14 protein-coding genes are annotated in these 13,099 nt (G+C 41.2%); 6 read left to right on the top strand and 8 right to left on the bottom strand.

Going from position 1 to position 13,099, the window contains the following annotated elements; all coding sequences use genetic code 11:
• Positions 1-409 precede the first annotated feature (409 nt).
• The 3 genes from treZ to RMX89_RS08475 form a co-directional block, all read right to left on the bottom strand.
• Positions 410-2,257, bottom strand: a complete 1,848-nt coding sequence (gene treZ, locus RMX89_RS08485; RefSeq protein WP_322688611.1) for a malto-oligosyltrehalose trehalohydrolase — start codon at positions 2,255-2,257, stop codon at positions 410-412.
• 385 nt (positions 2,258-2,642) lie between these two features.
• The gene (locus tag RMX89_RS08480) at positions 2,643-3,050 is read right to left on the bottom strand and encodes a thiol-disulfide oxidoreductase DCC family protein (RefSeq protein ID WP_322688610.1); all 408 of its coding nucleotides are present in this window, start codon (positions 3,048-3,050) and stop codon (positions 2,643-2,645) included.
• Between the two features lie 114 nt (positions 3,051-3,164).
• Positions 3,165-3,770 (bottom strand): Uma2 family endonuclease, encoded by a 606-nt coding sequence (locus tag RMX89_RS08475; RefSeq protein ID WP_322670991.1) that lies wholly within the window; start codon positions 3,768-3,770, stop codon positions 3,165-3,167.
• A 379-nt stretch (positions 3,771-4,149) separates the two neighbouring features.
• On the opposite strand from RMX89_RS08475, the gene RMX89_RS08470 reads away from it, so the two are divergent.
• Positions 4,150-4,674: a hypothetical protein gene (locus RMX89_RS08470; RefSeq protein ID WP_322688609.1), complete on the top strand. Its 525-nt coding sequence runs from the start codon at positions 4,150-4,152 to the stop codon at positions 4,672-4,674.
• A gap of 209 nt (positions 4,675-4,883) precedes the next feature.
• Here RMX89_RS08470 and RMX89_RS08465 read toward each other — a convergent pair whose 3' ends face one another.
• Positions 4,884-5,045, bottom strand: a complete 162-nt coding sequence (locus tag RMX89_RS08465) for a hypothetical protein (RefSeq protein ID WP_322688608.1) — start codon at positions 5,043-5,045, stop codon at positions 4,884-4,886.
• Between the two features lie 16 nt (positions 5,046-5,061).
• Here RMX89_RS08465 and RMX89_RS08460 point away from each other — a divergent pair, with 16 nt between their 5' ends.
• The 5 genes from RMX89_RS08460 to RMX89_RS08440 all read left to right on the top strand — a co-directional run bounded on the left by RMX89_RS08460 (position 5,062) and on the right by RMX89_RS08440 (position 9,784).
• Positions 5,062-6,111 (top strand): aldo/keto reductase, encoded by a 1,050-nt coding sequence (locus tag RMX89_RS08460; protein ID WP_322688607.1) that lies wholly within the window; start codon positions 5,062-5,064, stop codon positions 6,109-6,111.
• 116 nt (positions 6,112-6,227) lie between these two features.
• Positions 6,228-6,797, top strand: a complete 570-nt coding sequence (gene dps / locus RMX89_RS08455; protein ID WP_322683030.1) for a DNA starvation/stationary phase protection protein Dps — start codon at positions 6,228-6,230, stop codon at positions 6,795-6,797.
• 256 nt (positions 6,798-7,053) lie between these two features.
• The gene (locus tag RMX89_RS08450; protein WP_322683029.1) at positions 7,054-7,770 is read left to right on the top strand and encodes a pirin family protein; all 717 of its coding nucleotides are present in this window, start codon (positions 7,054-7,056) and stop codon (positions 7,768-7,770) included.
• Positions 7,771-8,033: 263 nt separating this feature from the next.
• Positions 8,034-8,738, top strand: coding sequence for a mobilization protein (locus tag RMX89_RS08445; protein WP_322670984.1), 705 nt, complete (start codon positions 8,034-8,036; stop codon positions 8,736-8,738).
• A gap of 323 nt (positions 8,739-9,061) precedes the next feature.
• Positions 9,062-9,784, top strand: coding sequence for a class I SAM-dependent methyltransferase (locus RMX89_RS08440; protein WP_322688606.1), 723 nt, complete (start codon positions 9,062-9,064; stop codon positions 9,782-9,784).
• Positions 9,785-9,801: 17 nt separating this feature from the next.
• On the opposite strand, the gene RMX89_RS08435 is transcribed toward RMX89_RS08440, so the two are convergent.
• The 4 genes from RMX89_RS08435 to RMX89_RS08420 form a co-directional block, all read right to left on the bottom strand.
• Positions 9,802-10,757 (bottom strand): IS630 family transposase gene (locus RMX89_RS08435; RefSeq protein WP_322688605.1). Its coding sequence is split into 2 segments (ribosomal slippage): positions 9,802-10,418 and positions 10,418-10,757, totalling 957 coding nucleotides; the frame shifts between segments, so codons are not numbered across the junction.
• A gap of 64 nt (positions 10,758-10,821) precedes the next feature.
• Positions 10,822-11,250, bottom strand: a complete 429-nt coding sequence (locus RMX89_RS08430; protein ID WP_322661105.1) for a DUF202 domain-containing protein — start codon at positions 11,248-11,250, stop codon at positions 10,822-10,824.
• A gap of 321 nt (positions 11,251-11,571) precedes the next feature.
• Positions 11,572-12,234: a hypothetical protein gene (locus RMX89_RS08425; protein WP_322670982.1), complete on the bottom strand. Its 663-nt coding sequence runs from the start codon at positions 12,232-12,234 to the stop codon at positions 11,572-11,574.
• An 80-nt stretch (positions 12,235-12,314) separates the two neighbouring features.
• Positions 12,315-13,025 (bottom strand): cadmium resistance transporter, encoded by a 711-nt coding sequence (locus tag RMX89_RS08420; protein WP_322688604.1) that lies wholly within the window; start codon positions 13,023-13,025, stop codon positions 12,315-12,317.
• Positions 13,026-13,099: the final 74 nt, after the last annotated feature.

The raw sequence follows: 13,099 nt of genomic DNA, 5'->3' as shown, positions 1-13,099 counted from the left end.
GATGTAGCTTTAGCTTCCCGCAGGGTGGAAGATGAGGTTTTGAGGTTAAACGTTGAACCTTTTAGAGGATGTTTGAAAAGTCCTCTTCTCGGCAGCAAAAAGGTGTTACCCCCCTTAATCCCCCCTTGTAAAGGGGGGAAACAAGAAATCTAATCTAGTTCCCTCCCCTTTACAAGGGGAGGGTTAGGGTGGGGTAAATTTTAAAGGGGGTTAGGGTGGGGTAAATTTTAAGGGGGTTAGGGGAGATCGATAAGTGCCTAACATCACAGCTAACCATTATTCAAACAACCTTTTAGCTCGAACATTAAGCCTTTATGCTCGAACATTAAGCCTTTATGCTCAAACATTAAGCCTTAATGCTCGAACCTTGAGGTTATCAGGCTGAAACTTTAAGTTCTAACTATCTCCCTCATCCTTTTTCATAGAGTACTAAACTAGTAGGTTGCAATTTCACTTCTTGGCCCGCAGACAGATGTTCAGCAGCTTCAGAACCATGCCCAGACCATGAGGTATCAGCAGAGTCTAACAATTTATTAGCATTTTGCTCAAACGGCAAAGTTACTGTCACTGCCGACGAATTGAAATTCATCACAAATATTATTTCACTCGATTCGCACCAACGCCGCACGATGACTATCTCTTTCTCTTCATCGCTAGTTGCTTCGATGAAATTGCGGTCTTGGTTGAGCAGGGCTGGATGTGTCTTCCGTAAATTAATTAACTGACGATACCAATCCCAGAGAATTTTGTGTTTTCCTTGATTGCGTAATTCCCAATTAAGTTTAGACTTAAGGAAAGTTTCTGATGATTCTGGATCTGGGGGATCGTCTGCGAAGTGAAATGCTTCAAACTCTTGTTTGCGTCCGGCTCGAACTGCTTGAATTAAATCTGGATCGGAGTGACTGACAAAGTAAATAAAGGGTGCAGTTTCGCCGTATTCCTCTCCCATGAACAACAGGGGTAAGTTGGGCGATAGCAGCACAGCCCCAGCACCTAATTTCAATCCCTCAAAAGAGATTTTCTGGCCGAGGCGTTCTCCTTTCATTTGATTGCCGATTTGATCGTGATTCTGAATACAGACTGTAAACTGTGACAAAGGGCGATCGCGGCAAGATAAGCCATGAAATCGTTTGCGATCGGGCGAGTATTTCCAATCGTAGACAAAAGTATCGCTATAAGCTTTTGCTAGATCGGCACATTTCCCAAAATCTTGATAATATCCTTGGCGATCGCCTGTCAACAGTGTATGCAATGCGTGGTGAAAATCATCACTCCACTGAGCATCGAGTCCATATCCACCCAATTCTGCTGGACGAATTATTCGCGGATTATTCAAGTCACTTTCGGCTATCAAATGGCGTTTCCATCTTTGTCCTTGTTGTGAGAAATGATGAACTGCTTCCGCCAATTCCCATAAAAAATGCTTGGCTCCCAAGTCATAAATTGCTTGAATGGCATCCAGCCGCAATGCATCAATGTGGAATTCGCCCAACCAGTAAAGCGCATTTTCGATAAAATAATTTCGCACACCCTGACTATGGGCATCATCGAAATTCATTGCTTCGCCCCACGGCGTTTTATAGGTTTTAGTAAAGTAGGGCGCGAACTGACTCATATAGTTGCCTTCCGGCCCAAAGTGGTTATACACCACATCCAGCACAACGGCGATATTATTTTGATGGCAAGCATTTACCAGTTGCTTGAGTTCGGCTGGACTACCATAGGAATTTTGGACAGCATAAGGATAAACGCCATCATAGCCCCAGTTGCGGTATGCCAGAGATGCTTCAATATGAGTGTCTCCCGGAACCTGGGAGATCGGCATGATTTCAATGGCGTTAATTCCCAGTTCTCTCAGTTCTGGTAAACGGGGAATAATGGCGGTGAAACTTCCTTCCGGCGTGAATGTCCCAACGTGAACTTCATAGAAAATCATCGACTCTACAGGAATGCCCGCCCATCCTTCATCAGTCCACTCAAAGTCATGATCGACAATTTGCGACGGCCCATGTACCCCTTCCGGTTGATACTGCGACGCCGGATCGGCAAAGTTGTCTTGGCCATTCAAGACATACCGATAAAGCGTACCCGGATACACATCGTTGACTTTCGTGTGCCAGTATCCCTCAGATTGAGGCTTGAGGGGAATTAACTGCTGTTCTGGCGTCAAAATTTTTACCGTGACGCTATCTAATAGCGGAGACCAAACTGTAAATTCACACTCTCCGTTACCTAAGTATTGAGCACCAATTTTCACGCAGTATCCTCCCGTCAGATTCTTTGTTGTGCCAAATTATGGTATGGCGCGATCGCAAATGTCATTGATTGCACAATGTTTACAAAGACGCCAGATAGCATAATGGTTGGTCTAGCAGACATTTTGCTAGCATCTGGAGGGGGATTTTTGACTAAAATAAACTCTGTCTAATGACCAAAGGGGCAGAAGGCAGGAGGCAGGGGGCAGAAGCATTGGTGTCAACTTCACGTGAAAGCTCTATAATCACCTGATATTAAATCCACTCGTTTACCATCACTATCCGCGTCACCCCACCCCGGTTTTGTCTAAAGCCAAAACCGCCCCTCCCCTTGGCAAGGGGAGGGGTTGGGGTGGGGTAAAGCGTATGTGGGGCAAGCATTTGAGCTTAAGTTGGCTTGCAGCTACCATCTACACAGTACGATGATTGATATGTATTAGAACGTTTACCAAAGATTGCGTAGCGGTTATCGCGGATTTGCTCGTAAAAGCGATCGCCTGCCCATTTCATCCCCGGTAATGCTCGATAAGCGTCTACAAATATACTTCCTGCGGGCAATAACCGCCCAATTTCTTCTGCTGCATTACTGCCTTGCCAACGTCTCTGAGGGTTATTGCCATCAATTAAAATCATCCCTTGTTCGCAATCTTGGGCTGAAATTCCCCACTGTAAAAGTGTTTGCTCATCTTGCATAGGACTGTAGCGAAACAGCTTTCCTTGGTCTAAGGTTTCTAGCAATTGCACTAGGGTAACGCAGAGATTACAATTCCCGTCGTAGATTACGAAGTAATTCATAAAAATAATGGCTCTTTGGCAATTGAATTGTCGAATGTGTCTAAAACACAACTTTGGTATTCTAGCTTAGAAAACCGTAGCGATCGCTCTTGCCTCACCGAACCAGTCTCCAGTTTAAATATGCATAATGTCGTCTAGCTTTAGTTGTAAATTTGGCAAGACACCAGAAGAAATAGTATCTCCTAAGCGATATTGTTGTTGCTGGTACACACCATTAACTAACTGACAAATCGTAAATGTTGGTTGTTTAGGATTGCCGATAAACTGCAAACCACCCAAGCCACGAAAGTCCACAATCCAATATTCTGGGATGTTAAGAAAAGCGTATTCTTCCACTTTTCTTGCATAATCATCTTGCCAATTAGTACTCACAACTTCAGCAACAAGTTTGATTGTATTGCCGTTACAAATTATTGGTTCTTTTTGCCAAAGTGGTTCTTTACTAAGTTCTGCTTTATCTAAAACAATTACATCAGGACGCAGTGCTGTGGCTTCAGCCGCAGGCGGTTTAATTAGACAAGTTTTTGGAACTAGCCAGTTGAAATTAGAATTAAAAATTTCGACATAGATTCTACCAGCAATACTACCAGCAACAGCTTCGTGTGGCCCTGTAGGTTCCATGTCTCTTAGTTGTCCGTCAATTAATTCGTAGCGTGTATTATCGCCATATTGAGCTATAAATTCCTCGAAGGTCAGCAGTTTGGGCGAGGTATAGGTCATTATGTCTTGTTTTGACTTGACGTAGGCTTATTATACAGCATTGCTATGCCCCTACAGCATGGTCTGCGATCGCAGGATAATTAATAAAATCCTAAAAAAATCCATTTTTTAATTTATATCACGATGCTTTTATACAGCATGAAAGCCCTACAATCATAGTTTACAAAGGACTATAAAATGTTTAGATAAATTACTCTTACCAAAAATAATTAGCATTCTTATTTTTTAGCAAAAAAATCTTGTGTATTGATTCCTATTTAATATATAGTCTTTTCGTACATACATTGGTACAAGAAAATACAGGATGTTTGCGACATATAAGTATATCCTTAATTTTCACACTTTGTATCTTAAAACACCAATTATCTAATAAACAAGTATGGCTAATATCACTGGAACCCCTCTAAACGATGTTCTTAACGCTACTATTGGCAACGATGTAATCAATGGACTGAATGGAGATGACCGCTTAACAGGGAATGCTGGAGCCAATACTCTCGACGGTGGTTCGGGTAATGACAACCTTGATGGGAAAGATGGTAATGATATTCTAATTGGCGGATTGGGTAGAGATACCTTAGCTGGTGGAGCAGGAGCTGATATCTTCCGTTACAACAGTGCTTTAGAAGGTGGCGATATTATCAATGACTTAAACGCATCTCAAGGTGATAAAATCCAAGTTTCTGCATCTGGATTCGGAGGTGGACTCGTAGTAGGGCAATTACAACGTTCTCAATTAACTTTCGGTAGTGCTTTCACCAATCCTAACCAACGCTTTAGAGTTGACATCAGTAGCTCGATTCTATTCTTCGACAAAGATGGTAGCGGTTCGCAATTTGGCTCCATCGAAATTGCTAAAATAAACGGCGTTAACGGCCCTCAAGCGATCGAAGTCATCGCCTAGAAGATTTTGGATTTTAGATTGTAGAGTCGGGTGCCGTAGCTAGATGGACTATGGCCCCATTAGCAGACATCAAAAAACTCAGAAGCCGAGTTTCATAAATTTAAAAACCTAGTTATAGAAAAATATTCAATTTCTATTTTCTTATATTATTAAAATAACAGTATATTTAATAATTTATTTTTGTAGGTTGGGTTACGCTAAAGCGTAACCTACACATTTTTATTTTTTAGCCTTAATCCAAGTAGTATTGCAAAGCGATCGCCGTATTTAAATAGCACGACAATACAAATACTAAACGGTTTGTCTTCAAACATCGTCCCCGATTTCCAGTTATCATGCCCTTGGAATGGTAAATGCCATAGTTTTTTCATTAATGAGAAAATATTCATGAGATACAAACTCTTGGGTAAAAGCGGGTTAAGAGTCTCTGAACTCTCCTTGGGAACCATGACCTTTGGTGAAGATTGGGGTTGGGGTGCATCTGTTGACGAAAGTCGGAAAATCTTTGATAGCTATGCAGAAGCAGGCGGAAATTTCATTGACACCGCCAACGGTTATACCGATGGTAGCAGTGAAAAAATTGTCGGCGAGTTGATTGCTAAAGAACGCGAACGCTTTGTAGTTGCGACAAAATATTCCTTTCCCTTGCGGATGAACGATCAAAAGGGCGACCCTAACGCCAGTGGAAACCATCGCAAGAATTTAATTCAGTCTTTGGAAGGTAGTCTCAAACGGCTGAATACCGATTATATTGATTTATTCTGGTTGCACGCTTGGGATTTCACAACACCAATTGAAGAAGTCTTGCGATCGCTTGATGATGTAGTGCGTCAAGGTAAAGTACTTTACATCGGCATTTCTGACACACCCGCTTGGATCGTTTCCCAAGCAAATACCATCGCCCATTATCAAGGATGGACGCAGTTTGTCGCCCTGCAAATTGAGTATAGTTTGATTCAGCGAACACCAGAACGAGATTTGCTACCGCTAGCTAAAGCCTTCGATTTAGCAGTAACACCGTGGTCGCCTTTGGGTGGTGGTGTGTTGACAGGTAAATATAATCAGTCTCCTCAAGGAGGCGCTGAACAAGGGCGACTCGAAACTTTGGGTGGAGGTATTTCTGAAAAGAATTTAGCGATCGCTGAAGTTGTTAGTCAAGTTGCGGCAGAAATTGATCGTACACCTTCACAGGTAGCATTAGCTTGGTTACGCGCTCAAAGTGGTGTGATTATTCCGATTATTGGCGCACGTAAATTAACGCAGTTTCAAGATAACTTAGCTTCAATAGAAGTCACACTTTCGCCAGAACATCTGCAACGGTTAGATGAAATCAGTCAAATTGAACTGGGTTTTCCCCATGACTTTTTGCACAATGACGTAATTCGCGATCGCCTTTTTGGTGGTACTTTTAATACTATAAAAAACCACCGTATTTGACTAATAGTCATAAAGTTTAACATATTCAGGCATTAATTCAATCGGTCGTCAGAGAGTTTCGCCAAGCCAAACAATTCTGTAGAGTTAGATGTAAAAGGCATTAACAACGTAGAATCATGAGCGACAACACCATTGCATCACGTTTGTACCCTACCCGTATTGATATTCCCGCCGAAGCGCGAGTGCAAATCGTGGTACTTCTCAACCAAACCTTGGCAGCTACTTCGGATTTGAAAACCCAAGCAAAGCAAGCGCACTGGAACGTTAAAGGAACTGACTTTTACCAGCTACACCTATTATTTGATGAACTTGCTGGGGAATTAGAAGGATACATCGATATGGTCGCTGAACGCGTTACAGCTTTAGGCGGATACGCTTTTGGAACAGCCCGCGCCGCAGCTAGTAATTCAATTTTGCCAGAATATCCCTTAGATATTTTGGATGGTAAAGACCATGTAACAGCCTTGTCAGATCGTTATGCATCCTATGGTAAACATCTCCGGGAAGCGATCGATAAAACTGATGAATTAGGCGACCTCGATACTGCTGACCTTTACACCGAAATTTCTCGCACCATTGACAAACGACTCTGGTTCTTAGAAGCTCATTTGCAAATAGCAGAAATCAAAGGAGAAAATGGCAAAGCGGGTGCTACTCAACCTCAAAAAGTTCCTGCTTTTAGATAAGCACTTTTGAGAATCCGCTTTTTCAAATCTAATAGTATCTTTTTGGTAAGTACGTCACTTTTAAGTGCGTACTTTTCTTTTTATATGTATATGCTTTACTATTTAAATAGTTCAAAACTAGGTAAGAAAAGTTCAAAAGTAAAAATTATATTCGATAAAGCGCTACACATTTACTTAACCATATTTGATTAGCGATCGCTAACAACAAGATTTGGTTTTTTTAAGCTTACCAACTAATTAACAGCGAGGTAAATCTATGTCTCAAAATACAATTACCCACTTAATTCACGATCGCAATGCCCGTGGTCATGCAAAAATGGGCTGGCTCGATAGCTATCACACATTTTCCTTCGGTAGTTTTTACGATCCCAACCGTATGGGATTTCGCTCTCTGCGGGTAATTAACGACGATCGCATCGCCCCTGGTGCTGGATTCCCTACCCATAGCCATCGTGACATGGAAATCCTCACTTATGTCTTAGAAGGTGCTGTAGAGCATAAAGACAGCTTGGGTACTGGTTCGGTAATTCGCCCCGGTGATGCCCAAATTATGAGCGCTGGAACTGGAATCAGCCACAGTGAATTTAATCCTTCACCAACTGAACCACTCCATTTACTACAAATCTGGATTCTTCCCGATCGAGAAGGAATAACGCCAAGATATGAACAAAAAGCTTTTCCTATCGAAGAAAAGCGCGGTAAACTCCGCTTAATTGCTGCTAGGGATGGGCGCGATGGTGCTGTGACAATTCACCAAGATGTTGATTTATACACATCTGTTTTAGAGGATGGTGATGTTGTTAATTATCAAGTCAAAAGCGATCGCTATGCCTGGTTACAAGTAGCCAAAGGCATAGTTAACCTAAATGGCGAAGAACTCAGAGCAGGTGATGGTGTACAAATCAACGGCGAAGAACAGTTAGAAATTAGCACCAACATCGGCGGCGAAATCTTGCTTTTCGATTTAGGCTAATATTGCAGCTAAAAGGGCGCTTAGAAACCACGTCTAAACAAACAAAACTTGCTTTTGCAGGTTATAACAAGGGGCTTAAGCCCCTTGTTTTGTTTTAGTCCGCGCAGACGGACTTCGCCTGTGTAAAATGAGACTGTTGGAATATATCCAAATCACGGCTATACTTTCTCATAAAACCACCAAAATACTTGGGGGCAATGGCCAAAAAGTTCTTAGTTTGGGAAAGATATATCAGACTTTAATAACTATTAGAGGTGGCTGTAATGCCGACGATTCATTTTGTAGATGGTGAAAAAGGCGGGGTAGGAAAATCTCTCTTTGCCAGGACAATGATTCAGTATTGTCTGGATAAGAGAATCCCATTTGTACCAGTGGAGACAGATAGATCGAATCCAGATGTCGCAGGGGTATATAAGGAGATATGTAAATATGCAGTGTTTAGTGAGAATGAACGACAGGCAAATAAGGCAGATAGAATATTTGAGTGGGCAATAGAGAAGCCAGTAATTGTGAATTTATCTGCACAATCGCATAGAGCAGTACAAGGGTGGATTGAATCTAATCAATTACTTGAATTAGGAAGTTCGCAGGGAGTTCTGTTTTGTAAATGGTTTGTATCGACAGGAGGATACGACAGCATCAACCTGTTTGCTCAGTCAGTGAATACTTACGGTGATAAAATCCCTCATATTCTGGTGAGGAATTTAGGGCTGTGTGATGATTGGGAGCATCTAGAGTCAGACTCCAACTATCAGAACATAGTAAATAAATATCAGATAAAAGTTATAGATTTTCCGAAGTTAGCATACAGAGAAAGAAACATAATTGACCAAAATCGCCTGACTTTTGCAGAGGCTAGAGAATATAAAGAATTTGGGATAATTGGAAAACAGAGAATAGTGAATTTTCTGAAGCTTGCTTATGGTGCTTTTGAGAAAGTAGGTATCTGGTATGAAAAAGTTGAGTAGGAGTCATTAGTCATTGGTCATTAGTCATTTGTCATTTGTGATTGGTCATTAGACCTCTTACATAAGTCGAATAGATCCCCCTTAATCAATCCCACCTTATAAAGGGGGGAAACTTAAAATCTTGCCCCCTCCCCTTTATAAGGGGAGGGTTGGGGAGGGGTGATTTAATGATTTTTGCAAGAGGTCTATTAGTCATTAGTCATTAATACTCATGACTTTGAACAAATAGCAGGAGATTGAATGGGGGTACGATGGCGCACCCACCGTAAGCGATCGCTTGGCAAATTTGACTACAATTCTTAGAAAGAGTAGCAAAAACCTAAATGTCTAAAAAGTCCGATTCTCAGTTTCAAAATCTCTTTAGTTCACCCAAATCAACCAACTGGGACGAAAGATTAGCCCAAATAGCCTATCGCTTTAACCGAGAATATCAACGTGAAACCTTTGAACTCCCAGCAGAAGTACAGGCGATGCCGATATTTAGCGAGTGGATTGCTGGGAGTTTCTCAGGAAGAATTGCTTCCGCTTTTTGGGAAATTGCTAAACCTCAAAAAAATCAACACTGTATAGATATTGGCTGTGGGATCAGCTTTTTAATCTATCCTTGGCGGGATTGGCAAGCGTTTTTTCATGGGCAAGAAATCAGTAATGTGGCACGCGATACCCTGAATTCTCGCGGACCGCAGTTGAATTCTAAGCTGTTCAAAGGTGTTGAGTTGGGAGCAGCTCATCAGTTAAACTACCCATCAGAGCAATTTGATTTAGCGATCGCCACCGGATTTAGCTGCTATTTTCCCCTCGAATATTGGGATGCCGTACTACTAGAAGTCAAGCGGGTGTTAAAACCAGGTGGACATTTTGTATTTGACGTTCTCAATCCAGAACAGCCTCTAGCGGAAGATTGGGCAGTTCTAGAAACCTATTTAGGGGCTGAGGTGTTTTTAGAGCCTTTGGCTAAGTGGGAAAAAACGATTAAGGCCGCTGGTGCTAAAGTCGTAACGCACAAATCAGGGGAATTATTCGAGTTATACAAAGTGCGGTTTTAAAAATACTATAGCGTTTCCTAGTCTACTGAGGTACAGTAGCAACAGTGAGTAAACCAGCCTTGGATATCTTTTAAAGACACTTTATTAAAAGCTTCTTCAATTGCTTTCGCTAAAGAAGGATAATTCCTGGCACGAATAGAACGTAGTATACTCTTGATTTTTGACCAGCAATTTTCAATCGGTGAAAAGTCGGGAGAGTAAGGCGGTAAATAAATAAGATTTGCTCCTGCCGCTTGGATCAATGCTTCAATCTCTTTACCTTTATGAATCGAGCAATTATCCATGACAACAACTGCTCCTTTCCACAGTTTTGGAACTAACTTCTGGGAAATAAATGCCTCAAAGGTGAGTCCATCTGTCGCACCAATAAGACTAATTTTAGTAATTATACCTTGGAAGCCAATTGCACCAATTAAGGAGACGTTTTTTCCTCGTTTAATAGGACGTTGCCCTCGCGCTCTTTTTCCTTTAGGGGCACGGGCAAACAATCGTACTAAAGATAAATTAATACCAGACTCGTCAATAAATATAAGGTTTTCAGCTAGAATCCCCTGAACCGTTTTCCAGAATTCTACCCTTAGTAATTGAACTCTTTCAGTCTCTTTTTCGCTGGGGTGTAGTGTTTTTTTTTGAGTTTCAGGTCTAGAAGATTCAACATTCTATCTAGAGTTGAGCGACCGATTAAAACTCCTGTTTTTTGTTCTAAAAGCATACGCAGTTCATCTAGGGTTGCATCATTATTCTCAGATCCAATTGAAGATAAAATGTTTAATTGTTCAAGGGAAAGTTTTGTTGGTGTTTGTTGTATACGTACCTTCGGAGCAATACTTCCTCTCTCTCGATATTGTTTCAGCAATTCTTCCACAAAACTCAGAGCTACTTGAAATCGTTTTGCAATCTGACGCTGAGATATTTTACCTTCAAGATAGGCATCGATGATTTTCTGACGGAAGTCGAGTGAGTATGCCTTCATTTCTATTAGATAAAATGCGCTACTTATTTATTAAGTGTACCTCACTAGACCAGGAAACGCTATATTACTCAGGGATAACTGGACTCATTGGATCTAAAGAAGTTGTAAAAACAAAATAGATTACCCCAGTTCCGAGAATCATCACAGCGAGACTGAACAGCAACACCCATCGGTCTGTTGGTTCGTAAGTATCTTCTTCGATATCACGACGGACAGCAAAATAATGTACTGTTGACAGCCACACCGTGATTAAACCCACCAGCGAGAAGACTAAACCTAACTTCCAGCCGTTGCCAGGACGGGGTACTAAAGGTACATGGAAGGCACGCAGACGCACAATGACGACACCAAAACCTAAAAGAGCGATTCCTGTCCGCATCCAAGCGAGGTAGGTACGCTCATTTGCCAAGTGATCTCGGATTCTAGACGGATTCAGTCGTCCTGGCTTTTTTTTATCTTTTTCTTCTTCTGTAGGTTTCAATTTTAACTGCATCAATAACACCCTTATCCCCAAAGCGGCTCCGATCAAAAAAATGCGAAGGTAGTAGAAAATCTCTTTCCAGATGACTTGCACCCAGCACAATAGTTGCGCTACTGAAATATGCCTGTTGTGATTGTACATTTTTTCCAAAATTAATTTTAATGCAGATATCAAAATAAAACAAGCCTAAAATTGAGGATAGATAAATTCAAAAAAAAAGAGCCAAGATCAGAGAGATGTTTTACCAGTGTTTGTCCTGTTCTTCTCTGATTTTGGCTGTCACCCTATTTAAATTCAGAACAATCATTCAAAAATAGACTATGCAGTTCTATTTCAAGACTGATTGCTAGGCGCATTAGGAACTCGTGTATTTATTAGATCCTGCGATATATCTGGGATAAACCAGTTAGCCTTTTTGCTGTTAACAACTTTTACAGTCGGGACATTCAATTCAATCGCAGCAGTATCTGGATTCCTCTTAATTACCAGCTGAGTTCCATCAAGGATCTTCAGAGCCGCCGCTCCTGTCAATTCTTCACCTTGTCCATTAGGACTAGAGGTGAAATTTTCTACCTGGACATCATTCGGTAGATAGATGCCATCACAATCCCAGTTATTTTTAGTGGACTGACCATCAGCTAGAAAATATAGACCATTCTCGTATACGGCATCTTCATCTTCTTCATCATTTGGTCTTTTACCGTATACCGCTATGGTATTACCTGTTTGGTTGTTGCATTGACCCCAATTGATTCCCGTCTCTAAAGCATATTTTTGCAGTGTTAATTCCTCGGTTCTTTTTTGAATTTCTTCTGGTGTCAGACCTTCAACTTGAGTTTGGGCATCTTTTGTCTGAGAGAGTTGCTTAAGAGCTTTAGTGACTTCGATATAATCAGGGTTTTTGCTAAATTTTGGTCTATCAGCAAAAGAAGGTTGAGCAAAGGCTAGATTAGCGACAATCATTAAGACAATTAGCAGAGATTTCCAGATTTTCATGTTTTGATTCCTGTTGATGGGTAAGATATTTTGCCGTTGAGAATTTGTTTTGCTCAGAAAATTGATGATGCACCTCTTTATTAGACACTTAATTTTTCTTGTTTTTCACTTGACGGCTGAGTATTGAAACCTAAAACTAATGAAAATATATAACTAGAAACTACAGATAAAAGAGTCCAAGTAACATTTTCGGTGACAATAAATACGCCCAAACCAATCAAGATACAAGGGACAAAAGTATTACCATTTTCAGTTAAAAAGTTGGCGATCGCAGGCAAGTAGGTTAACTTGTAAGCGGTATAACACCATACACTCACTAAAGTAAAGAATACACCTATAATCACCAGCAGACTGTCTAATTCTGAGTTGGCAAACAAGGGCACATAGACGCTAATATTATCACTGCCATTAGCAAAGGCGATCGCGGCTACATTGCAAGTTTGTGGAGAAACAAAACTCCTAACTATAGAGGGACAAGACGGCTCGGTTTCTTCTTCAGCTTCCTCAGATGAATCCTCTTCGCGTTTTAGTAAACTGCTCACACCAATGATTATTGGCATAAAACCAAGTAGTCTAATCCAGTCCTGCGGTATGATTAGTCCACCGAAGAAACCGGGAAGGCTAGCAACGATCAATGCTGCAAAACCGAGATACTGACCAGCAAGGATGTGACGACTGCGAAACGTTTTACTTATTTGTGAAAAAAACAACGTCAGAATGACAATATCATCGATGTTGGTGGCAGTGAATGCGGTAATCCCTGTGGTAATTGCAGTTACTAAATCGTTCATTTGTGGATGTCCTTATGTTCGTGCTTGGTAATTAGGCATGGGGCATTGGTCACTTACAAAGGACAAATGACAAA

Source organism: Nostoc sp. DedSLP04, from assembly GCF_034530775.1.
Lineage (GTDB): Bacteria > Cyanobacteriota > Cyanobacteriia > Cyanobacteriales > Nostocaceae > Nostoc.
Note: the sequence above shows the minus strand (reverse complement) of the source record. Positions and strands in the feature narration are given on the sequence as shown.